We start from the raw sequence: 22,313 nt of genomic DNA, 5'->3' as shown, positions 1-22,313 counted from the left end.
AGTTAGTTTCGTTTACAAAATGTCCGGACTCAGCCGTGGTTGCTGACCGCGTTCACGATCGCCGCGAAGCTGTCCGCCTGGAGGGCCGCGCCACCCACGAGGAAACCGTCCACGTTGGGCTGCGAGATGAGCTCCGCCGCGTTGTCCGGCTTGGCGCTGCCGCCGTATTGGATGCGGATGGCGTCGGCCACCACATCGCCAAAGTGCTTGCGCACCAAATCACGTACAAACAAATGGGCCGACTCCGCCTGCTCCGGCGTTGCCGTCACGCCCGTACCGATGGCCCAGACGGGCTCATAAGCGATGGCGACCTGCCCAAACTGCGCCTCGGTCAGGCCCTTGAGCCCTTCCACCACGTGGCGCGTCAGCACATCGTCCATCTTGCCGCCTTCGCGCTCTTCGAGGGTCTCGCCGATGCAGAACATCACCTTGAGGCCCGCGTTCACCGCGAAGTGAAGCTTCTCATTCAAAAAGGCATCCGTCTCACCAAAATACTGGCGGCGTTCGCTATGGCCTAGAATGGTCCACGTGCAGCCCGCGTCCTTCAGCATCTGGGGGCTGAGCTCGCCGGTGTAGGCGCCGCTTTCCTTGACGTAGGCATTCTGCGCGCCGACTTCAATATTGCTGCCCTGAGCCGCCTGGCTCGCGGCATGGAGCGCGGTAAAGACCGGGCACACCACGATATCAACATTCGTAACGCCCGAAACCAGCGGCTTCAGCGCTTCCACCGTCGCCACGGCCTCGCCGATCAGCTTGTTCATTTTCCAGTTGCCCGCAACCAGGGGCGTTCTGCTCGTTCCGCTCATAATCTGTATCTTCCCATGGCGCAACACCTTAGTGTCGCATGACCCGCCAGGCAGGACGCACCGGCGGGCGTATTCAGGTCTATTGGGGGTTTTGAACGGTGAAGAGTAGCATATAAGCGATGACGCACGCAAAAAACAACGGCCGCAGGGACGAACCACCGCACGGGTTCGGCGACAAGCGACACACCACTCAAACCTCCCTCAACCACCCGGTCAGCCCGCACCAACGCGGGGGCATGTCCCCGTGGATGTTGAAATCGTGATTCGAACGAGATCGAAACACGCGGATACATCCGCAGGGACAGGCACGCGCGATTGCAGACACCCCGTCGGATTGAGGACAGGAGGGGCGCATCAAGTTCCTCTCCCTCGGATTCATCCTGGGCGCGTGTCCGTCCCCTTCAGCGCACGGGCAACACCAGCACACTCGGGTGTTCGGCGCTTAAGTAGACCGCGTTTGTCGCCTTGCGCAATTCCGCGCCGGGAAAATCTTCGCCCGTGTTCGGGTTCACCTCAAAGCGCGGAAAATTGCTGCTGGAAATGTGCAGGCCGATCCGATGCCCCTTGTCGAAGATCCAGGCGGTGCTCCAGAGGTCGATTTCCAGTTCCACAATCTGGTCCGGCCCCATCAGCAGGGGTGCGGGCTCCGTGAAACCGTTGCGGGTTTTCACCCGGCGGATGCCGTCGAGCACATTCAGCACCCGGCCATCGGGATAGATGTCGACGAGCATGGCGGTAAAATCCGTGTCGGGCGCGTCGGAGCTGATGTTGAGCTTCACCGTAACGCGGCCCGTGATCTCCACGGCCTCGTCGAGCGGCTCCGTGGCGAAGCGCAGGATATCCGCGCGTCCCTCGATCTTCTTCCGCTGATCGAAAGCCCCGGAGGGCATGAGCAGATTCGCGCCGCCGTGGGTGGGCACGGGATTCGCCGGATCAAAGACAAAGCTGAGTTCCCCGTTGACCGCTTGGGGCACGCTGGTGGCCAGGCCGCCATCCGGGTGGAGGTAGAAGGCCGTCGCCTTCGTTTCATAGGGAGGCCAGGTGTCCGCCGTGCGCCATTCGTTGCCCGGCGCGCCTGGCGTGTCCGCGCCCATGACGTAGTAGTGAACCGCCGGAATGCCCTCAATCGCCTTTTCATCGCCCTGAAGGTAATGGCGGAATATCTTGTTGCGGATCTGGCTCACCTTCAAATCAAAGCGATTGGGGTTAAGCTTGTAGTCCGTTTCCACATCGGGCCCATGGCTCGACCATTTCATGATGAGAAAGTTTTTGCCCTTTGCGGGTTCTTTCGCGAGCGCCTGCCGCGCCATGAAGCCGTTGATCGTGCCCTGCTGGAAAATGTCGTACCAGCCGTTCACGAAGAGCGCCGGGGCGTTGATGTCCTCCACCTTCGCGATGCTGTCGAAGTGCGCCCAGTAGTCGTCGTAGCGTGGATGGCTTTTGTAGACTTCCACAAGGTGAGGCTGCTTGATCATGGTCAGCCAGCCCTCGATCATATTCTTCAGGAACACGCCGCCCGTGTAGGCCGTGTCGCCATAGAGGCTCGACGGCACGGCGTCCATATTCTGGATCAGCACGCCATCCGTGCTCGGCGCGAGAAGCATCTGGGTAATCGCCAGGGCCGATCCGCCGACGGTACCGATCTTCCCATTGCACCAGGGCTGGGCCTTGATCCAAGTCACCGTGTCCGCGCCATCGGTAAAGCCCGCGCGCCAGCCCTCGGCGTAAAACACGTGAGGCTCGCCCTCGCTCGACCCCATGCCGCGCACGTCTTGAATCACCACGGCGTAATCCTGCTTCAGCCACTCCTCCGCCACATTTTCGAGACGGCCATAGGTACTGCGCATGAGGATCACCGGCCAGGGGCCCGTTCCCTCCGGCGTGTGGACATCCGTGGCGAGTTTCGTCCCGTCGCCCATGGGCACCATGCTAAGCGTCGGCGCGGCGAAGACCGGCAGACACGCCAATAGCACGATGACAAGAAAATAGCGAAAACGCTCGCCGATCATAGCGGAACCGTGTCCATTGCCAATGATTCTTCCTTCGTGCTCTTCGTGAGCTTCGTGGTGAAAGTCTTGTTCTCGCTCAGATCACGGCCGGATTGGGCAGCGGCTTCCCTTCACCAGATTGGTTGACTGGAGGAACTGCCGGTGCCGGGGGCGTGGGTTCGGCGACTTTCGGCGCCTCGATCCGGGCACCCGAATGCGCTCCCATTTCCTTCTTCACCAGGGGCGCATTATCCGGAAGACCGGGACCAATTTCCGGTATTATCTCGGGGCGATCCATATTGAAAAAGCAGATACTCAGGGCGACAGCGACGGCCAGAAGCAGGGCGCCGAAAACAATTTGTCGGCCCGCGATACGGCGGCTCTCGGCATCCGTTTCGAGATTGGAGTTCATGCCTCGGCTGAGGGCAAACATGGCCAGCCACATGACGAAGGCCAGTGAAGTCACCACGATTGCCAGAAATAGGACCCACGATTCCATTACAAGCTTCTCCTCAATTAACGAGGCTCGCGGCCCCGATGGGGTAATGCCACCGGAGGCCCCGCCTGCTCATTCCAAGCCTATAGTCTGCACCATCACCGGGTCTGGTTGCACGCCAAAAAAATGAGCATCGACCCTATTGCGAAACTGGAAAAGTGTAGTTACAATGTAAGCATGAGTCCAATCCGATTCACTTGGGATCCTGAAAAGGATCGTGTCAACCGCCTGAAGCACAGGGTGTCTTTCGAAGAGGCAAAAACCGTTTTCCTGGATGATTTTGCCACTGAATTCTTCGATGAAGACCACGCGGAGGAGGAAGAGCGGTTCTTGCTGCTTGGAATGAGCCAGAAAAGCAGGCTCCTTCTCGTTTGCCATTGCTTTCGCGAGCAGGATGATGTAATTCGCATCATTTCCGCCCGCAAAGCCACTCGGACCGAATCGACGTATTACCGAGGTTAGCAATATGAAAAAAGAATACGATCTTTCGAACATGAAATCTCGCCCCAACCCCTATGCCCGTCGGCTGAAGCAGCAAATTACTTTGAGGCTGGATCCGAGTGTGATCGAGTACTTCAAGGCCTTGGCTGAGAAACAGGATATTCCCTACCAGTCGCTGATTAACCTGTACCTGCGGGACTGCGCCACAACCAAACGTGAACTCGAAATCGCTTGGCATCCGGCCAAGAAATGATAGCCGAGAGGGAATCAGATTGACTGACCGACCCCCTCACTCTTCCCGGTCCCGCGCGTCGAGCCGGTCCATCCTGGCTTTGATCTCGGCTTCTTTCCCGTTGGTCGTCGGCTGGTAGTACGTCCCCCGGGCCACGCCGTAATCCTGGGGCACGTAGTTCTCCTCGAAGTCGTGGGCGTACTGGTAATCCTTGCCGTGGCCCAGCCGCTTCGCGCCCTTGTAGTGGGCATCCATCAAGTGCTGAGGCACTTCCACCGTCTTTCCCTCGCGCACGTCGGCAATAGCGGCGTCGATGGCGGTATACGATGCGTTGCTCTTGGGTGCCGACGCGATATACGTCACGGCCTGGGCCAGGAGTATCCGCGCCTCGGGCATGCCGATGAACTCGCAGGTCTGAAACGCGGCATTCGCCAGCACCAGCGCCATAGGGTCGGCGTTGCCCACGTCTTCCGCCGCAGCGATGCAGATGCGCCGCGCCACGAAGCGGGGCGTCTCCCCCGCTTCCAGCATTCGCGCCATCCAGTAGAGCGCCGAATCGGGATTGCTGCCGCGCATGGACTTGATGAAGGCCGAGGCCGCTTCGTAGTGCGCGTCGCCCGTGCCGTCGTAATGGAGCAGCTTGCGCTGGATCGACTCCCGGGCTTCCTCCACCGTGATGTGGATGCGGCCTTCTACTGGCGGCGTGGTGAGCAGGGCCACTTCCAGCGCATTCAAGGAGCGACGCACGTCGCCCTCGGCGTAACGCGCGATGTGCTCCAGCGCGTCATCATCCACCGTGATGGCTTCCGGGTCCATGCCCAGCTCAGGGTGGCGCAGCGCGCGCCGCATAAGACCGATCAACGCCTCCTCGGTGTGGCGTTTGAACTCAAAAATTTGCGAGCGGGACAAGAGCGGCGCGACCACGGAGAAAAAGGGGTTTTCCGTGGTGGCGCCGATCATGGTGATGTTGCCATTCTCCACGTCGGGCAGGAGGGCATCCTGCTGGGCGCGGTTGAAGCGGTGGATCTCGTCCACAAAAACAATCGTACGCCGCTGTTCGTGGATGCGGCGTTGTTTCGCCTGGGCGAGAAGTTCCCGGAGCTCTTTCACGCCGGAAGTCACCGCGTTCAGCGGCTCGAAGGCCGATTTGGTCCGCATGGCCACGATGCGGGCCAGGGCGGTCTTCCCGGTGCCGGGGGGGCCGTAAAGGAGCAGCGAGGTGATGCGATCCGCCTCAATCGCACGCCGGAGAAGCTTTCCAGGACCCAGAATGTGCTCCTGCCCCACAAAATCATCCAGCGTGCGCGGTGCCACCCGCCGGGCCAGGGGAGCCTCCCGGCGCATCCGCTCGGCGGCGGCTATCTCAAACAAATCGGTCAAGGTTTCACCTTCATGGTCTGGCCCGTCGCGAGGGGACGGACCGGAGGCGTCATGGTACGATCTTTCGGGGCATCGGCGCACCACCGGGACCCCGCGGCCTTGCGAAGACCCGCCATAGGGGACGGAGGAGCACCGAAGACATTCAAAATCAATACCTTAGCCCGTTGCCGGAGCGCGAGTCGTCCCTGCTCCACGGGCTGTGGCGTGGTTGCAGTTTTCAACCTTGTCTGCTATTCTAAAAGGCGTTGGGCTGGTGGCATGTTGTGAAATGAATCCCCACCCTTCATGAATACAGTGTAACGAGACCTGAGAAATTTAGGGCCCCTCTCCGGGCGCCCATGTGTATCCTTGTCAAACCGAGTCAGGAGCAGAAACCATGCATGAAGAACACCACGAAGAACAGGTAGCGGCCACGGAAACAGTTGCCGCACGGAAGTCTGGAAGCAGCCGTTTGAAATGGACGGCCTTCGTTCTGACTATGGTGGCGATTTCCGGTGTGGCCACGGCGGGCGCGCTCGGCGGTGCTGCGAACAGCGGCGGCACCTGCGAAATTCAGAAGGCGGTGCTCGCCTTCGTCGGCGGAACCGCGACCAAGGTTGAAGCGGCAACGGAAGAAGAGGCCGGTACCCCGGTCCCGTGCCACCGCCGCCAGGAAGTGATGAAGGCGGGTCTTGAGCGTTCCGAAGCCATCGCGCTGGCCGCCTCTTCCGAAGGCGAAGTAAAGACCTGCGACAAGGCCAAGGCTGCTTCCTCCGAAGGCGAAGCCAAGACCTGCGACAAGGCCAAGGCTGCTTCCTCCGAAGGCGAGAAGAAGGAAGGCTGCTGCGCCGATAAGGCCAAGGCCGCTTCCTCCGAAGGCGAAGCCAAGACCTGCGACAAGGCCAAGGCTGCTTCCTCCGAAGGCGAAGCCAAGACCTGCGACAAGGCCAAGGCCGCCTCTTCCGAGGGCGAGAAGAAGGAATGCTGCGCCGATAAGGCTAAGGCCGCTTCTTCCGAAGGCGAAGCCAAGACCTGCGACAAGGCCAAGGCCGCTTCTTCCGAGGGCGAAGCCAAGACCTGCGACAAGGCCAAGGCCGCTTCCTCCGAGGGCGAGAAGAAGGAAGGCTGCTGCGCCGACAAGGCGAAGGCCGCCTCTTCCGAAGGCGAAGCCAAGACCTGCCCGAGCAAGGCGAACGCGGCTTCTTCCGAAGGCGAAACCAAAGTTTGCCCCATCACCGGCAAGAAGACCACCGCTTCCGTCTAATCACTTCGATTGAGTTTGACGCCCCACGGCGCGCTTCACGGGAATTCATCCCCAGAGCGCGCCGTTTCTATTGTGCCGCGGGTTCAGGCGATGGAAAGCATGAGGGCGGTTTGGCGTCAAGGGCAAAAAAACTGCAACGCCCGATCCATACTTATAGGAGGCCTGTGGAGAATTCCGAACCGGAGTTCCCCTCCCGAACCGCATGGAACGACAACCCGTGGACCCTGCGTTGCGCCCATTCTTCCTGGAGCAATACTAGTTGACCTCCCCGAAGGTGCGCCAGCCAGCCCGCGGGCCGTTCTCATGCCTCACGGAGATACCCAGGCTTCCCTATGCGTCCGGCGCCGGACAACTCCTTGCAGCCCGAAGTGCATCCAGACCACCGATCACGTAACGCAACGACTCAAATCGATTCTTCGGAGACTCCCGCCCCATTCCTTCCCACGACCGTCCGTGTAGTACAATCCCCCCCACCGGCTCTGGTCCAACCAAGGAAGACTCCGATATGATGCTGTCACTTCGCACCGCACTGGCCCTCGTCACCCTTCTGGTCGCCGCCCCCTTCTCGGCCCGCGCCCAGGATCCCCCGAAGACCTTCCAGGCCGGAGTCGCCAAAGTAAACATAACGCCGTGGCTCGGCCTGTCCATCGTGGGCTATATGAACGACCGTAAGGTGGAGGCGATCCACGACGAGATCCATGTCCGCGCGCTGGTGCTGGACGATGGCGCCAATGCCTTGGCCTTCGCCGTGGTGGACAGTTGCGCCGTAACGCGGAAAATCATGGACGACGCCAAAGTGCGCGCCCAGGCGGCCACAGGCGTGCCCGTGGAGAATATGCTCTTCTCCGCCACCCACACCCACTCCGCACCCTGCACCTTTATCGGATTCCAGTCGAAATCCGACCCGGCCTACGACGCCTTTCTCACCAATCGCCTCGCGGACGCCGTCACACTCGCGTGGAATAAGCGCGTGCCCGCGCGCATCGGCTGGGGCGCGGGTTCCGTGCCGGACGAGGTCTTCAACCGCCGCTGGTTCATGAAAGAGGGCGCCATCGGAGAGGATCCCTTCGGCAGGAAGAATGACACCGTGCAGATGAACCCGCCGGTCGGCAGTGAGAATCTGGTGAAACCAGCGGGGCCGACTGACCCGGAAGTGGCCTTCCTGGCCGTACAGACAACCGAAGGCAAACCGCTGGGCCTGCTGGCCAATTATTCCCTCCACTACGTGGGCGGCACCCTGGGCACCGACATCTCCGCCGACTATTTCGGTGTCTTCTCGGAGGAGATTGCCCGCCTGCTGGATGCCGATGACACCTTCCTCGCCATGATGTCCAACGGCACCAGTGGCAACATCAACAACATCAGCTTCGCCGTGCCGCGTCCGGCGCAGCCGCCCTATGTGCAGATGAAGCTCGTCGCCGACAAAGTGGCGGCGGAAGTGCACCGCGCCTGGCAGACGGTTCAATTTCAGGACTGGGTGCCGCTCAAATCGGCCCAGACGGAGATTTCCCTCGGCGTGCGCAAGCCCACGGCGGAGGAAGTGGAAGAAGCGAAGGGCCTCCTCGCCGCCGCGCAGGGTCGCGAGCTTCAGGGCCTGCGCGAGATCTATGCCAACGAAACCGTCGCCCTGGCCGACTACCCCGACACGGTGCCCCTCATCCTTCAGGCCGTGCAGATCGGCGATCTGGGCATCGCGGCCATCCCCTGCGAAGTCTTCGTGGAAATTGGTCTCGCCATCAAAGAAAAAACGCCCTTCGGCAAGAGTTTCACCATCGAGCTGGCCAACGGCTGTAACGGCTATCTGCCGACAGAAGAACAGCACCGCTACGGCGGCTACGAAACCTGGCGCGCCCGGTCGAGCTACCTCGAAGTGACGGCGGCCAACACGATCCAGGCAACGGTGCTGGAATTGCTGGGTTCGTTGAAGCAATAGGACCAGATTCAACGGGATTGGCGATTTGAAAGATATTCGATCGGACAATCTGGATACGTTGTGGGACTTCGGTGATCCTGCGGCCTCGGCCCAGCGCTTCGAAAGCTTGCTGGCCGATATTGACGCGAAGCAGCAGCCCGCGTTGCGCGCCGAAGCGCAGACCCAATGGGCCCGTGCCCTCGGCCTGCAGGATCGTTTTGCGGAAGCCCACCGTATACTGGACGAAATCGACCCCGGCATTGTGGACGCCAGTCCGCGGGTGCGTGTACGTAATCTCCTGGAGCGCGGGCGGGTATTGAATTCCTCGGGCGACAAGGCGGAGGCGGCTCTCCTCTTTCTCCAGGCCTGGGAATGCGCCCAGGCGCCCGAGCTGGACTTCTATGCCGTCGACGCCGCCCACATGCTGGCGATAGCCTTGCCGCCTGAGGAGCAACGCCACTGGATGGAGAAGGGCGTGCACCGGGCGGAATCGAGCGATGATCCCAAGGCGCGCGGCTGGCTGGGCGCCCTCCACAACAACCTGGGCTGGACCCGGCATGACGCGGGGGACTTCAAAGGCGCCCTCCAATCCTTTGAAAGCGCATTGGCCGCATTTCAGTCAAACGGCAAGCCCCAACAGGTGCACATCGCGCGATGGGCCGTGGCCCGAGCACTCCGGTCGCTGGAACGCGTTGAAGAGGCCCTGGGGATGCAATTGAAGCTCCTGGGCGACCTCGACGCACTTGGAGAGAAGGATGGCTATGTCCACGAGGAGATCGCCGAGTGCCTTCTGGTGTGCGCGCGGCCACACGAGGCCACGCGCCACTTTGCCCAGGCCCATGCGCTGCTTTCGGCGGATAGCTGGTTGAGCGCGCACGAGCCGGACCGCATCGAGCGGCTGCGGGCACTCGGATCGCCGAGATAGTGACTGGCGGCGGGCCAAAACACTTGTGTCCAGACCTGCCATGTGCTATAAAAACACTTGACAGTGAGCAGCGATTGTCACCACGCACCGCTTCGGCTAAAGCAGTGCTATCCAGGACGCCACACGTGCGCCCTGGCCCCCTGTCCCGCGGGCGGGTGAATGGCAGAATTTGTTCCCACGCCCGGGCAACCGTATTATTGAGAAGCTCCGACTCAACGCAGCACAGGGATACCTCACATGAGCCCAACCCAATTGACCGACACCCCTCCCGTCCGCGACTATGTGGCCGAAGCCGTCGAACGCGAACGGCAGCGTCTGATGGCGAAAGCGGGCCTGCATGAGGCCCCCAAAAAGCACTTCAAGCGCCCGGTGGAGCGCCCCTTTACAAAAAAGGACCGCGAAACCAACACGGTCCTTTTCGGCGGGCTGACCCTGCGCCATGAGAAGCTGCTTCAGGCGGCCATGAGCTCCCTCGGCTACAACCTGACCATTGTGCCCACGCCCAAAAAGGCCGACTTCCAGGCGGGCAAGGAATACGGCAACAATGGCCAGTGCAACCCCACCTACTTCACCGTGGGCTCACTGGTGAACTACCTGAAGGACCTCCGAGACAACCAGGGCGTCCCAACGGAAGACATTCTCAAGAACTACATGTACATCACCGCCGGTTCCTGCGGGCCGTGCCGCTTCGGCATGTATGAAGCCGAGTACCGCCTCGCCCTGCGCAACAGCGGCTTCGACGGCTTCCGCGTGATGCTGTTCCAGCAGACAGGCGGCCTGGGCCAGTCGGCGGAAGATGCGGGCCTGGAGCTGAACGTGGACTTCGCCCTGCGTCTGCTCAATGCGATTATGATGGGTGACCTGCTCAACGAAGTGGCCTATCAGCTCCGCCCCTACGAAACCGAACCGGGCATGGTAAACCGGGCCTTCGACAAGGCGATGGACCACATCTGCACGGAAATGCGGACCGCCGGCGATAAGGTGGGCTCGGCCCCCGGCTGGTGGAAGCACCTGCCGGAAAAATGGCGCAAGAAAGACGTTGCCAAGATCCTCCAGCAGCGCTGGGAGCCCTTCTATGTCCAGTTGATGGCGGAAGCGCGCGAAATCCTCGAAGCCAATGTGCGCGTTGACTTTACGCGGCCGAAACCCATCTGCAAGGTCACGGGCGAGTTCTGGGCCCAGACCACCGAGGGCGATGGCAACTTTCACATGTTCGAATTCCTGGAGTCCCAGGGCTCGGAAGTGCTCGTGGAGACCATCACCACCTGGGTGAATTACCTCATCAATCAGGCGCGCGGCAAGATCGTGGACACGAAGGGTCTGCACGATTCCAAGGGCTTCTTCGGCAAGCTGCGCGGCAATTTGAATCACCGCATCAAGCTTGCGCGCATTAACATTGCGAAGCATTTTCTCAACCGCGAGTATGATCGCCTCCGCGCGGCATTGGGCGGAACCGCGCACGCGCAGGTGTGCCAGCTTGAGCTCCAGCGCATGGGCCACCCCTATTACAACAGCAAGGCCGCGGGCGGCGAAGGCCACCTGGAGGTCGCGAAGAACATCTACTACGCCAACAAAAGCCTGGCCCACATGGTCATGAGCCTGAAGCCCTTCGGGTGCATGCCCTCGGCGCAATCCGACGGTGCCCAGGCGGCGGTGACCTCCCACTTCCCGGACATGATCTACATCCCCATCGAGACCTCCGGCGAGGGCGATGTGAACGCCCACAGCCGCGCGCAGATGGCCCTGGGCGAGGCGAAGCTCAAGTGCAAGCAGGAATTCCAGCAGTGCGTGAAGCGTTGCGGATACACCGTCGAACAGATCCGGACGTATGTTGCTGAACACCCTGAACTGCAGGTGCCGATCCAGCATCTGCCCCACTACGAGGGCGTGGTGAGCCGCGCGGCGAATTTTGTACTGTATGTGGCGGAGTTGATGAAAAAGGACACGGCGTGGAAAGTGGCGACGGAGACGGAGCGTAAGGCGGCTGTCTAGTCTGGAGTTTGGAGTCCTGAGCACAGGGACAGCAGGGACTTCAGAGACAGCAGGGACCGGGAATGGTTCCTCACCTGCTGTCGCTGCCGTCCCTGTCGTCCCTGAAAACGAATAAAGCAAGTGGCCCACCTTGGGCACCTCATCATAGATCAGGAATCACATCATGGGCTGTTGCAGCACGAAAACATCGACCTCCGGCGGGTGCAGTACGGGCACATGTTCGACACCCGCCTCGGAGCCCGCGTCCGCCGCGAAATCTTCCTGCGGCTCGGGCGGCGGTTGCGGTTGCAGCACAAAATCCGCGCCGCTGCCCCCCGTGCGCGCGCCGCAACATGAGTTTGTGCCCTTTCAGAGCACGGCCGCCTATCCCCAGGGCCTCATGATGGGCCTGGACGTGGGCAGCACCACGGTGAAGGCCGTGGTCATCGATCCCGCCACCGACGAGATCCTCTGGAAGGATTACCAGCGCCACGAAACGAAACAGCCCGAGAAGTGCCTTGAATTGCTCGAAGCAGTGAAGCTTGCCTTTCCCGGCGTGCCCCACAATGCCCTGCGCATCTTCATCACCGGATCGGGTGGCACCGCCGTCGGACGCCACATCGGCGCGCGCTTCGTGCAGGAGGTTAACGCCGTCTCCCTCGCCGTGGAAAAGCTCTACCCCGACGTCATGAGCGTCATCGAGCTCGGCGGACAGGACGCGAAGATCATCGTCTTCAAGGAAAACGAAGAAGGCGGCGGTAAGAAGAAAATCCCCTCGATGAACGACAAGTGTGCCGGCGGCACGGGCGCGGTGATCGACAAGATCAACGCCAAGCTCCGCATCCCCGCCGAGCGCCTGAGCCAGATGGGCTATGTGGGCCATAAGCTCCACCCCGTCGCGGGCAAATGCGGCGTATTCGCCGAGACCGACATCAACGGCCTGCAGAAGCAGAGCGTGCCCTCGGAAGAGCTCATGGCCTCCCTCTTCGAGTCCATCATCCAGCAGAACCTCTCTGTGCTCACGCGCGGCCACACGCTCCTGCCCAATGTGCTCCTGCTCGGCGGACCCAACTGCTACGTCAAGGGTATGGCCGAGTGCTGGCGTCACAACATCCCCCTCATCTGGAAAGAGCGCAATGTCGAAGTGCCCGATCGGCCCATTGAAGAGCTGATCAAGGTGCCGGACAACGCCCAATACTTCGCGGCCATCGGCGCGGTGGAATTTGGCAAGTCCGAGGTGGACGACGATATCAACATGGGCGTGTACCAGGGCACGAAGCAGCTCCAGTGGTATCTGGAAGTGGGCCGCATCGAGGAAAAGAAAGCGGCGGGGCGAACCGGCCTGGCGAAGACCCAGGAAGAGCTCGACGCCTTCAACCAGCGCTACGCGATTGAGTCGTGGGAGCCTTTCGCCTTTACGCCCGGCACGGTGGTGGAGGGCTACATCGGCATCGATGGCGGCTCGACGAGCACCAAGGCCGTGCTCATCGATCACAACAAGAACATCACCGCGAAGGTGTACCAGCTTTCCAAGGGCAACCCCATCGAAGACACGATGGACATCCTCGCCCAATTGGAGGAAAAGATTTCCGCGCAGGGCTGTACGCTGAAGGTTTTGGGCGTGGGCACGACGGGCTACGCGAAGGACGTGCTCAAGGACGTGCTGAACGCCGATGTGGCGCTGGTGGAGACGGTGGCCCACACCCAGAGCGGCCTCCACTTCTACCCCGACGCCGATGTGATCTGCGACGTGGGCGGCCAGGATATCAAGGTCATCATCCTGCGCAATGGCGCGGTGAAGGACTTCAAGCTCAACACCCAGTGTTCGGCGGGCAACGGCTATTTCCTTCAGTCCACCGCGCAGGACTTCGGCGTGGACGTGCGCAAATACGCCGATGTGGCCTTCAAAGCCGAAGCCATGCCGGAGTTCGGCTATGGTTGCGCCGTCTTCATGCAGTCCGACATTGTGGACTTCCAGCGCCAGGGCTGGCAGGCCCAGGAGATCATGGCGGGCCTGGCCGATGTGCTGCCGAAGAACATCTGGCTCTACGTCTCCCAAATTCCCAACCTGCCCAAGCTCGGCAGCACCTTTATCCTCCAGGGCGGAACGCAGAACAACATGGCGGCGGTAAAGGCCCAAGTGGACTTCATTAGCAGCCGCTTCCACGGCACGGGCATCGAGCCCCGCATCGTGGTGCACAAACACTGCGGTGAATCCGGCGCTATCGGAGCGGCCTTCGAAGCCCATCGCCTGGCCACCGAGCAGGGCCGACGCACGAGCTTCATCGGGCTGGAGGCGGTCCGTTCTATCGAGTACCGCACCACGCGCGACGAAAACACGCGCTGCTACTTCTGCAAGAACAACTGCCTCCGCACCTTCATCGATGTGAAATCGGCGGCGTCGAAAGTCGCCGAACCCATAGCCGTCGAAGCCAGCACGCTCAAGCTCAACACCTCCACGGTGAGTCACACGCGCCTCAAGCGCGGCTCGACCGAAGAAGAGAAAAAGTCGCCCGATTTCGAGTCCAAAGTGCCGCTGGCGGAAGACGAGCAACGCCTCATCATCGCCACCTGTGAAAAAGGCACCGTGGAAGACGTGGCGGACATGAAGAAGATCAAGAAGGGCCTCGACGACCTGAAGGATCGCTATCCCAATCTCGTGGAGCATTCCGCGACCAAGGCCTTCATGGCCGTTACCGTAGACTCCGTGGCGGACCCGCTCCCGGAAATCCGGTGGCATCATCGCGGCAGAAAGCGCGCGGAACTGTTGGCGCGGCGCGCGGCGATCGAGAAGCGCGGCGCGATCCGCATCGGCATGCCCAAAGTGCTGAACATGTACTCCCAGGCGCCGTTTTTCATGGCCTTTTTCCAGAGCCTCGGCATCCGGGATCGCAACCTCGTGTGGTCGGACTACACCAGCGAGGGCCTCTACAAGGAAGGCGCGAAGCGCGGCAGCATCGATCCCTGCTTTCCGAGCAAGGTGGGCATCCCCCACGTACACAACCTGCTTTACCACAAGCACACGGCAAAGAAGCCGCTGGATTTCATCCTTTTCCCCATGGTGGATTCCTTCCCCACCTGGCTCGAGAACATTCTCGGCAGCCGCGCTTGCCCCACCGTCACCGCGACGCCCGAAGCGGTCCACGCGGCCTTCACCAAGGAAAGCGATCTCTTCGTCGAGAAGGGTGTGGTCTACAAGAAAACCTTCATCAACATGGACAACGGCCCCCTCTGCGCCCGCCAGATGTATGAAGACTGGGGCGCGGAGCTCGGCCTTTCGGAAGAAGAGGCCGTTCGCGCTACTGAAGTGGGCCTGAAGGCCCTGGCCGATTTCTATCAGGCCCGTCGAGACGAGGCCCGGGCGATGCTCGACACGCTTGAACGCGAACAGCGCCTCGGCATCGTGCTGCTGGCCCGCCCCTACCACAACGATCCCGGCATCAATCACGAGATCATGGACGAGTTCCAGAAGCTGGGCTACCCCGTGTTCACCCAGGACAGCCTCCCCATCGACGAAGACATCATCGATCGGCTCTTTGGCGAGGAAGTGGCCCGGGGCGAGATCAAGAGCGGCTTTGATATCGACGACGTTTGGAAGAATAGCTACTCCGAAAACACCTCGCGCAAGGTGTGGGCCGCGAAGTATGTCGCGCGCCACCCCAACCTCGTGGCCCTGGAACTGAGCAACTTCAAGTGCGGCCACGACGCGCCCATCTACACCGTAATCGAGGAGATCGTGGAAAACTCGGGCACACCCTTCTTCTACTTCAAGGACATCGACGAGAACAAGCCCCAGGGCGCGATCAAGATCCGCGTAGAGACGATTGGCTATTTCCTGAAGCGCTATCGCGAGACCATGATTGAAAAAGCGCGCAAGCGCGAAGAGATCGAGCGTGAGCTGGCGGCTTTCGAGGAGGCCCTGCGCAATCCGGAAGAAGAAATGGCCGCGGCGTCGTAGGAAAAACATAAGACGGATTGGACCGATAAGACAGATGGGGCGGCGCTATCCAACCCCCCAAAAAGACATTGTGTGCGCCATCGGTCGTATTCGTCGTATCTGTCCTACTAATCTGCGGTCGCCACAGCACCCTTCTCTGGTAAACGTCGCTTGAAGCTCCCCAGAAACCCGATGCACCACCCCTGGAACTCGTCGATGAGGCTGTAGAACACGGGCACGACCACGAGCGTCAGCACCGTCCCCACGGTCAGGCCGCCTATAAGCGCGCGCCCCAGTCCGGCGAAGGTCGCGCCGCTTCCGGAGGTCGCGGCGGCCATGGGCACGAGACCCAGAATGGTCGTAAGGGCCGTCATCATCACCGGGCGGAATCGATCCGCGCCCGCGTTCACGATGCCCTCGGCAAGATCGCCTTTTTCCGCCCGAAGCGTGTTGATGTGATCCACAATAACGATACCGTTGTTCACAATGACGCCCGCCATGAGAATACACCCGATGAGCGTGACGCTGTCGAATTGCGAGCCGGTGAGATAGAGCATCCAGATCGCGCCCCCCATGGCCAGGGGCACGGTGGAAAGCACGGAAAGGGGCAGCACCACCGATTCAAAGAGCGCGGCCATCACGATGTAAATCAGAATGACCGCCATGATGAAGGTGCTCATGAAGTTGGACATGTTGTCGCCCAATTCGCGTAGCGCGTCGCCGAAGTCGATGTAGTAGCCGGTGGGCATGCGGAACTCTTTGATCGCCCGGGCCAGAGAATTCCGCACCGTGCCCAGATCTTCCGTGTCCGCGTGGGCCGTCAGGGCGATGACGTTCTTGCCGTTGTAGCGCTGGATGGTCGCGGCGGTGCGCTCCTTGGGAAAAGTAACCAGACGGCTGAGGGGCACCAGCGTGCCCGTCGCGCCCACAACGGCCACATTCTCCAGGTTCGCCCGCGACTTCCGGTCTTCCTCGCGGAACTGGACCCACACGGGGATTTCCCTTATGCCCTGCTTCATGTATTGGAGCCGCGCGCCGCGCAGGGCCGCATCGGCGGTTACGGCAATCGCCTGCGCGGTGATTCCATACTGCTGCGCCAGGGGCTCGTCGATCTGGATCTGGATCTCGCTCGTCGCGCGCTCCAGATCCGTCTTCACATCGCTCACGTCGGACAGGGCCTCCATCCGGAGCTTGAAGTTGTTCGCCTGCTTGTGGAGCTCGTCGCGTTCGTCGCCATATAGGTACACGGTGACCGTCTCGCTGTCATTGGAAGATCCGGCATCGGTGACACTATGCTTGATTTCGGCCCCCGGCAACTGGGTGCCCATCAGCTTGGAGGTGATCTTCATGACCTCGTCCGTCGTATAGGGCGGGTCCACCCACTCCGGCCCATCTTCCTCCGTGTAGAGGTAAATATTGAACGAGCCGCCCATCGCGCCGTAGAGCGTCATGATGTTCTTGATGCCCAATTCTTCGCGGCGACTGTCCAGCTCGGCCTGCATGGTGCTGAAGAGACGCTCCGCCCGCTCCATGTCGTAGCTCTGATCCAGCTCGACGCGAATTTCCACCTCCCGGGTATCCAGCCGGGGCATGCCGCCCATGCCCACGTGCTGGAAGGGCACAACAGCGGTGACCACGCCGACAATAATCAACAGCAGCAACATGGCCAGGCGGTTGCTCAGCGACCAGCGCAGGCAGAAAGAGTAGAACGAAATAGTCCGCTCCACCGCGCGTAGATTACCCAGCGCTCCAAGGAGCCCCCCGAGGATTCCGGTGGCGCGTTCACCATCACGCGCGCCGGACAGGAGATGAAAAAAATTGGCGTGGTGCGCCATATTAATGCGGCTCATCACCAGCGGAACGATGGTAAGCGCCAGCACCAGACTTCCCGAGAGCGCAATAATCAGGGGAAGCCCGAGCTCCTCCATGAACACCGACATGCTTCCCGTGTCCATATAGTACATGGGGACAAACACCACCACCGTGGTCGCCGTGGATGCAACAATCGCCAGCCCCACTTCCTTGGCGCCCTTCAAGGCGCTGTCCGTTGGACTCTCGCCGAGTTGGCGATGACGGATAATGTTCTCCACGACGACAATGGCGTTGTCCACGAGCATGCCCACAACAATGATCAAGGAGACCATGGTGATCATGTTCATGCTCATTCCTGCAAAGAACATAAATACCAGGGCGACCACGAGCGACGTCGGGATCATCAGCGCCACGACAATGGTGGGCACGATGCGGTGCAGGAAAACAAACAATACGATGAGGGCCATGGCCCCGCCGTAGACCCCCTCTTTCATCAGGTTCTTGAGGGCGCCCGTGATGTAGTCGGACTGATCGAAGAAAACCTTCTGCCCCACATTCTGGTAGTCTTCCTCCGCCAGAATCTTCTCCATCTCTTCGCGAACCAGCCGGCAGGTCTTCACCGCGTTGGCCTCGGACTCCTTGGTCACCAGAACCAGCGCCCCCCCCTGGCCATCCAGCGACACGTGCTGGTTTTCTTCCCGGGTGCCATAGCGAATATTCGCCACGTCGCGGAGCCGCTTGCCCCCGGGCGTGACCACCAGATCGCCCAGCTCGTCCAGGCGGTGGTATTCGCCCACCACGCGCACGATATGTTTATTCGTACCGTCCACGAGCTCGCCGACGGACACGTTCAGGCTGCTCTCCCGAAGGCGCAAGATGACGTCGAAAAGGCCGAGATTCAGGTTGCGCAGGTAATCCTGCTCAAACTCGATGATGACCTCGCGCTCGGGGCTGGAGGACTGCATCTGAATATCGGCCACGCCATCGATACGCCGCAGTCGCGGCTCCATCGTGCGGCGGAGCATATCCACGAAGGCCGAGTCTCCCCCCTCCCGGAAGAGGCCAAAGGCCATGATGGGGATCGACCGGGAATTAAATCGTTGGATGACCATGCGCTCAACATCGTCGGGCAACACCAGCTTCAGGCGCTCCATGCGATCCCGGACTTCCGCAGCAGCGAGGGCCATGTCAGTTTCCGGTGTGAACATCATGCTTACGAAGCAGCCGTCGCCGTTGGAAATGGTCCGGATGTTGTCCAAACCGGACACCGTGCGGAATTCGCCCTCCACGGGAATCGCTATTTGCTGCTCCACCTGGGCCGGCGTGGCGCCCGGATAGGGAATGGTGACGCCGAGGAAGGCCGGGTCCACATTCGGCAGGAATTGCAGGGGAATCCGCGTGGCCGCGATCACGCCGAGAATCACCACACTGATGCTCAGCATGGTCACCGTTACCGGGCGGCGTATCGCGAAATCAGGCAGGGAAAACTTCAAGACGCGGGGGTCTCCCCTGCGGGGACTTTGTCACGTCCTCCCACGAGGTAGTAGATCATGGGGATGATGAAGAGGGTAAGGAGTGTTGCCGACGAAAGGCCGAACATGACGGTGACGGCCAGTGGGCGGCGCATCTCCGCGCCTTCGCCGGAAGCCACGATCATGGGCAACAGGCCAAGCACCGTGGTAATCGTGGTCATGAGAATGGGGCGCAGGCGGACCGCGCAGGATTCCACGATCGCCTTGTGCTTCGTGTAACCGCGCTCGCGAAGCTGATTGATATAGTCCACAAGCACAATGGCGTTGTTCACCACGATACCGGCGAGAATGATGCCGCCGAGAAACACCATGATGCTCAGGTCGATGCCCATGTACTTGAGGGCGTAGGCCACACCGAAGAAGGCGAGGGGCACGCTGAACATGACGATGGCCGGGTGCCACATGGATTCGAACTGACACGCCATGACCACGTAGACCAGGAAGATGGCCAGAAGGAGGGCGAAGCGCAGGCTCTCGTAGGAGGTCTCCAGCTCGCGGTTCTGTCCGCCGAGTTCAAAGAGGTAGCCCTGGGGGCGCTCCATCGTGTTCATGGCCGTCAGGATGTCGCGCGACACGGCCGCCAGATCCCGTCCTTCGAGATTTGCCGTAATGACCACGGTCCGGCGCTGGCCCACGCGGCGGATCTCGCTGGGGCCTTCCTGCTGCTGGATCAGGGTCACGGAGTCGAGCGGAGTCGATGCGAGGCCCTCGGTAAGGTTGAGCTGGCGCAGGTCGGACTTGCTCTTGAGAAAGGACTTGTCCGCGCGCACCCGAATATCGATTTTTTCGCCGGCCAGGCTGAAGCGCGTGGGCACATCGCCCTGCAATTCCGACTGCACCCGGGAGGCGACCTGACTGGTGGAAAGGCCCTTCTTCGCCAAAGCGAGGCGATCGGGCGAAATGATGATTTCGGGAAAGCCCGACTTGACGCTCAGTTCGGCGTCTTTGACCCCGGGAACGGCCGAAACCAACTCGATAGCCTTTTCGCCCATGGTCCGAAGGGTTACGAGGTCATCACCTACAATCTGCAGTTCGATGGCCGTCTTGAAGCTGAACAGGGAGGGCAACTGAAAGGTGACCTCCTCGCCGGGTGCGGGCACCAGTTTCGGCCGCAGGCGCTCGATGATCTCGTCCTGGAAGAGGGCCAGGCGCTCGGGGTCGCGCAACATGACCGTGAACTCGGCCACGTTCTCCCCCCGCTCCGTGGTGCCCCGGGTGCCTTCTTCACCCACTTCGACGGTGACGCGATCCACATCGGGATCGGCCCGGAGAATCTTCTCAAGCTCGCGGGCGCGCAGTTCGGTCTGTTCGATGCGCGTGCCCGCGCGCGCTTCAAGCCGCACATGGAATTCACCCTGTTTCATCGGAGGAATAAGTTCGCTGCCCAGGCCCATGAGGGTCTGAAGCGCGTGGGCGGCGCCCAGCACCGTCAAGAGCAGAATGACGGGGCTGAAGCGGAGCGCCTGCTCCAGCACGGCGCGGTATACCCGGCACATGGTGCCGTAGGCCAGATCGAATGCTTCGAGAGGAAGCCAGAGGATGACCCGGAGCGCGGCGCGAATGATGGCGTATACCGCGTAACAATTTAGCAGCACCACAAAGAGCCCCGTTGCCAGGATACCCCCGAGAAAGCCAAGAACAAGTTGAAGCAGGCAGAGGGCGATCAGAAAGGGCAACATAATTGGCAGCCCGACCAGACAAATCAGCTTGCCGGAGGCCCCGCCTTCACGCCAGCGGGCGCCAAAGCCGGTCAACGGCACAAAGGCCTCGGACACGGTCTTTACGAAGTAGCCTCGCGCATAGGTGAAGCCCAGCGGAAAAACGCCGAGTGCGGCGGCCACCCGCCCGCGTCCTTCGGTGCCGCGAAGGTGATCATAGGCGCGCGTCGCCCAGAAGACCTGGCCGGTGCGCTCGAGCTTCAAGCCCTGGCGGGAGACCACGAGGGGAATGAGGTAGAGCGCGGTAAGGAGCGAAGCCAGCAGCGAAAAGGAAACCGTCAAGGCGAGATCGCCGAACAACTGACCGGCCACGCCCTCGACAAAGGTGACGGGGAAGAACACGCACACCGTGGTGAGGGTGGATGCGATAACGGCGCCGGAGACTTCCCGCGTACCCCGCTCCGCCGCGTCGACGGGGCTGTCGCCTTCTTCACGACAGCGGAAGATGCTTTCCAGCACCACGATGGAGTTGTCTACGAGCATACCCACGCCCAGGGCCAGACCGCCGAGGGACATGATATTGAGCGTCACGCCACCGGCGAAGAGGGGCACGAAGGTCGCCACCACGGAAATGGGAATGGCCACGCCGATGATGATGGTGCTTTTCATTTCGCGCAGGAAGAGGAACAGTACGATGAGCGCCAGGATACCGCCCATGATGGTCGCGTCTTTGACCTCGTCAATGGAACCCTGGATGAAGCGGGACTGATCGCTGATCAACGTCAGGCCGGTGCCGTCGGGAAGCTCGTCGAGGAGGGTGTACGCCTCCAGGGTTTCCAGCGGCGCGGGGCGACCGGCCTTTCGATTGCCCTCGCGCACGTTTTCCTTGACCTGCTTGATGATCTTCTCCCAGAACCCGAGCTCCCGCTCGAAACCCAGGAGATCTTTGACCATGTTGCAGACGTCGACCGTGTTGGCATCGCCCTCTTTGTAGATTTCGAGGGCCACGGCCTCGCGGCCGTTAATGCGAACGATGGTCTCCACTTCCTTCGTTCCCATGAACACTTCCGCCACATCGGCCAGGCGCACGGGCCGGCCCATGGCCGAAGTGATGATGGACTCGCGGATATCCTCCACGGTCTCAAACTCGTTGTAGGTGCGGACGAGGTACTCGGACTTGCCTTCCTTCAGGCTGCCGCTGGAGCGGCTGATATTCTGCTGGGCCAGGCTGTTGCCGATGGCCTCCATGGAAAGTCCGAGGCTCTTGACGTGCTGCGGATCGACCAGCACCTGGATTTCCGCTTCCTGACCGCCTTTGACCAGCACTTGCGCAATACCGGACTTGGCCTCCAGATCGCTCTTTACGTTGCGTTCGGTGGCCTCGCGGATTTCCGTCAGCAGCTTCTTCTCGATCGCGGGATCCACATCCCGTCCCTGGGCCGCCAGATCGGGCGTGGTGATGGCCACCTGCATGATCGGATCCAGCGTGGGGTCGTAGCGCAGAATGACCGGCTTCTCCGTCAACTCCTGGGGGGCCTCGAAGAGGTCAAGCCGATCGCGCACGTCCTGCTGGGCCGCGCTCATGTCGGTATCCCAGGTAAATTCGAGGATGATTTCCGAAGTGCCGGGTGAGGATACGCTGCTGATCTCCACCAGGCCGGTCACGATGCTCAGCATTTCTTCGAGGGGGCGGGTAACGAGATTCTCCACGACTTCGGGGGCCGCGCCCTCGTATTCCGTGCGGACGGTGAGGGTCGGGTAGTCCATGTCCGGCATGAGGTTGATGGGCAGTTGCTGGTAGGAGCGAACGCCGAACACGATCATGGTGAGGAAGATCATGGCCGTCGTCACGGGGCGCCGGATGGCCAGGCGGTAGTTGTTCGGCGCTTCAGGCTGTGCTTCGGTCATGAGGTATCCGTGTCGGGGTCGAAGTTGAACCCGCGCTGGTCGCGGGGCGCATTGCTGAAAAGGGGTGAACGG

13 protein-coding genes are annotated in these 22,313 nt (G+C 61.1%); 7 read left to right on the top strand and 6 right to left on the bottom strand.

Going from position 1 to position 22,313, the window contains the following annotated elements; all coding sequences use genetic code 11:
- Positions 1 to 29 precede the first annotated feature (29 nt).
- The 3 genes from JNK74_23390 to JNK74_23380 all read right to left on the bottom strand — a co-directional run bounded on the left by JNK74_23390 (position 30) and on the right by JNK74_23380 (position 3,293).
- Positions 30 to 806, bottom strand: coding sequence for a triose-phosphate isomerase (locus JNK74_23390; GenBank protein MBL7649132.1), 777 nt, complete (start codon positions 804 to 806; stop codon positions 30 to 32).
- A 401-nt stretch (positions 807 to 1,207) separates the two neighbouring features.
- Positions 1,208 to 2,815: a CocE/NonD family hydrolase gene (locus JNK74_23385; protein ID MBL7649131.1), complete on the bottom strand. Its 1,608-nt coding sequence runs from the start codon at positions 2,813 to 2,815 to the stop codon at positions 1,208 to 1,210.
- Between the two features lie 76 nt (positions 2,816 to 2,891).
- Positions 2,892 to 3,293 carry a hypothetical protein gene (locus JNK74_23380; GenBank protein MBL7649130.1) on the bottom strand — a complete coding sequence of 134 codons (402 nt, stop codon included), beginning with the start codon at positions 3,291 to 3,293 and terminating at the stop codon, positions 2,892 to 2,894.
- A gap of 174 nt (positions 3,294 to 3,467) precedes the next feature.
- Between JNK74_23380 and JNK74_23375 the strand changes: the two genes are divergently transcribed.
- Together JNK74_23375 and JNK74_23370 are read left to right on the top strand one after the other, a co-directional pair.
- Entirely contained in the window at positions 3,468 to 3,752 is a 285-nt protein-coding gene (locus JNK74_23375; protein ID MBL7649129.1) for a BrnT family toxin, read from the top strand.
- Between the two features lie 4 nt (positions 3,753 to 3,756).
- A complete protein-coding gene (locus tag JNK74_23370; GenBank protein ID MBL7649128.1) occupies positions 3,757 to 3,984 on the top strand; it encodes a BrnA antitoxin family protein in 228 nt (75 codons plus the stop codon).
- 36 nt (positions 3,985 to 4,020) lie between these two features.
- Here JNK74_23370 and JNK74_23365 read toward each other — a convergent pair whose 3' ends face one another.
- On the bottom strand, positions 4,021 to 5,307 hold the full coding sequence (locus JNK74_23365) for a replication-associated recombination protein A (GenBank protein MBL7649127.1): 1,287 nt from the start codon (positions 5,305 to 5,307) through the stop codon (positions 4,021 to 4,023).
- Positions 5,308 to 5,719: 412 nt separating this feature from the next.
- Here JNK74_23365 and JNK74_23360 point away from each other — a divergent pair, with 412 nt between their 5' ends.
- The 5 genes from JNK74_23360 to JNK74_23340 all read left to right on the top strand — a co-directional run bounded on the left by JNK74_23360 (position 5,720) and on the right by JNK74_23340 (position 15,352).
- Positions 5,720 to 6,586 (top strand): hypothetical protein, encoded by an 867-nt coding sequence (locus JNK74_23360; GenBank protein MBL7649126.1) that lies wholly within the window; start codon positions 5,720 to 5,722, stop codon positions 6,584 to 6,586.
- Positions 6,587 to 7,091: 505 nt separating this feature from the next.
- Complete coding sequence (locus JNK74_23355) at positions 7,092 to 8,519, top strand: neutral/alkaline non-lysosomal ceramidase N-terminal domain-containing protein (GenBank protein MBL7649125.1); 1,428 nt, start codon at positions 7,092 to 7,094, stop codon at positions 8,517 to 8,519.
- 25 nt (positions 8,520 to 8,544) lie between these two features.
- On the top strand, positions 8,545 to 9,423 hold the full coding sequence (locus tag JNK74_23350) for a hypothetical protein (protein ID MBL7649124.1): 879 nt from the start codon (positions 8,545 to 8,547) through the stop codon (positions 9,421 to 9,423).
- A 318-nt stretch (positions 9,424 to 9,741) separates the two neighbouring features.
- Positions 9,742 to 11,415, top strand: a complete 1,674-nt coding sequence (locus tag JNK74_23345; protein MBL7649123.1) for an activator of (R)-2-hydroxyglutaryl-CoA dehydratase — start codon at positions 9,742 to 9,744, stop codon at positions 11,413 to 11,415.
- Positions 11,416 to 11,794: 379 nt separating this feature from the next.
- Positions 11,795 to 15,352 carry a CoA activase gene (locus tag JNK74_23340; protein ID MBL7649122.1) on the top strand — a complete coding sequence of 1,186 codons (3,558 nt, stop codon included), beginning with the start codon at positions 11,795 to 11,797 and terminating at the stop codon, positions 15,350 to 15,352.
- Between the two features lie 107 nt (positions 15,353 to 15,459).
- Here JNK74_23340 and JNK74_23335 read toward each other — a convergent pair whose 3' ends face one another.
- Together JNK74_23335 and JNK74_23330 are read right to left on the bottom strand one after the other, a co-directional pair.
- Entirely contained in the window at positions 15,460 to 18,636 is a 3,177-nt protein-coding gene (locus JNK74_23335; protein MBL7649121.1) for an efflux RND transporter permease subunit, read from the bottom strand.
- Positions 18,633 to 22,241, bottom strand: a complete 3,609-nt coding sequence (locus JNK74_23330; GenBank protein ID MBL7649120.1) for an efflux RND transporter permease subunit — start codon at positions 22,239 to 22,241, stop codon at positions 18,633 to 18,635. Before JNK74_23330 ends, JNK74_23335 begins: the two co-directional genes overlap by 4 nt.
- Positions 22,242 to 22,313 lie beyond the last annotated feature (72 nt).

It is taken from the genome of Candidatus Hydrogenedentota bacterium (assembly GCA_016791475.1).
Classification (GTDB): Bacteria; Hydrogenedentota; Hydrogenedentia; order Hydrogenedentales; family JAEUWI01; genus JAEUWI01.
This window is presented reverse-complemented; position numbering and strand designations above follow the sequence as displayed.

Coding starts and splice junctions, on each gene's coding strand:
- JNK74_23390 (MBL7649132.1), bottom strand. CDS start 806: ATGAGCGGAACGAGCAGAACGCCCCTGGTTGCGGGCAACTGGAAAATG.
- JNK74_23385 (MBL7649131.1), bottom strand. CDS start 2,815: ATGATCGGCGAGCGTTTTCGCTATTTTCTTGTCATCGTGCTATTGGCG.
- JNK74_23380 (MBL7649130.1), bottom strand. CDS start 3,293: ATGGAATCGTGGGTCCTATTTCTGGCAATCGTGGTGACTTCACTGGCC.
- JNK74_23375 (MBL7649129.1), top strand. CDS start 3,468: ATGAGTCCAATCCGATTCACTTGGGATCCTGAAAAGGATCGTGTCAAC.
- JNK74_23370 (MBL7649128.1), top strand. CDS start 3,757: ATGAAAAAAGAATACGATCTTTCGAACATGAAATCTCGCCCCAACCCC.
- JNK74_23365 (MBL7649127.1), bottom strand. CDS start 5,307: ATGCGCCGGGAGGCTCCCCTGGCCCGGCGGGTGGCACCGCGCACGCTG.
- JNK74_23360 (MBL7649126.1), top strand. CDS start 5,720: ATGCATGAAGAACACCACGAAGAACAGGTAGCGGCCACGGAAACAGTT.
- JNK74_23355 (MBL7649125.1), top strand. CDS start 7,092: ATGATGCTGTCACTTCGCACCGCACTGGCCCTCGTCACCCTTCTGGTC.
- JNK74_23345 (MBL7649123.1), top strand. CDS start 9,742: ATGGCGAAAGCGGGCCTGCATGAGGCCCCCAAAAAGCACTTCAAGCGC.
- JNK74_23340 (MBL7649122.1), top strand. CDS start 11,795: ATGATGGGCCTGGACGTGGGCAGCACCACGGTGAAGGCCGTGGTCATC.
- JNK74_23330 (MBL7649120.1), bottom strand. CDS start 22,241: ATGACCGAAGCACAGCCTGAAGCGCCGAACAACTACCGCCTGGCCATC.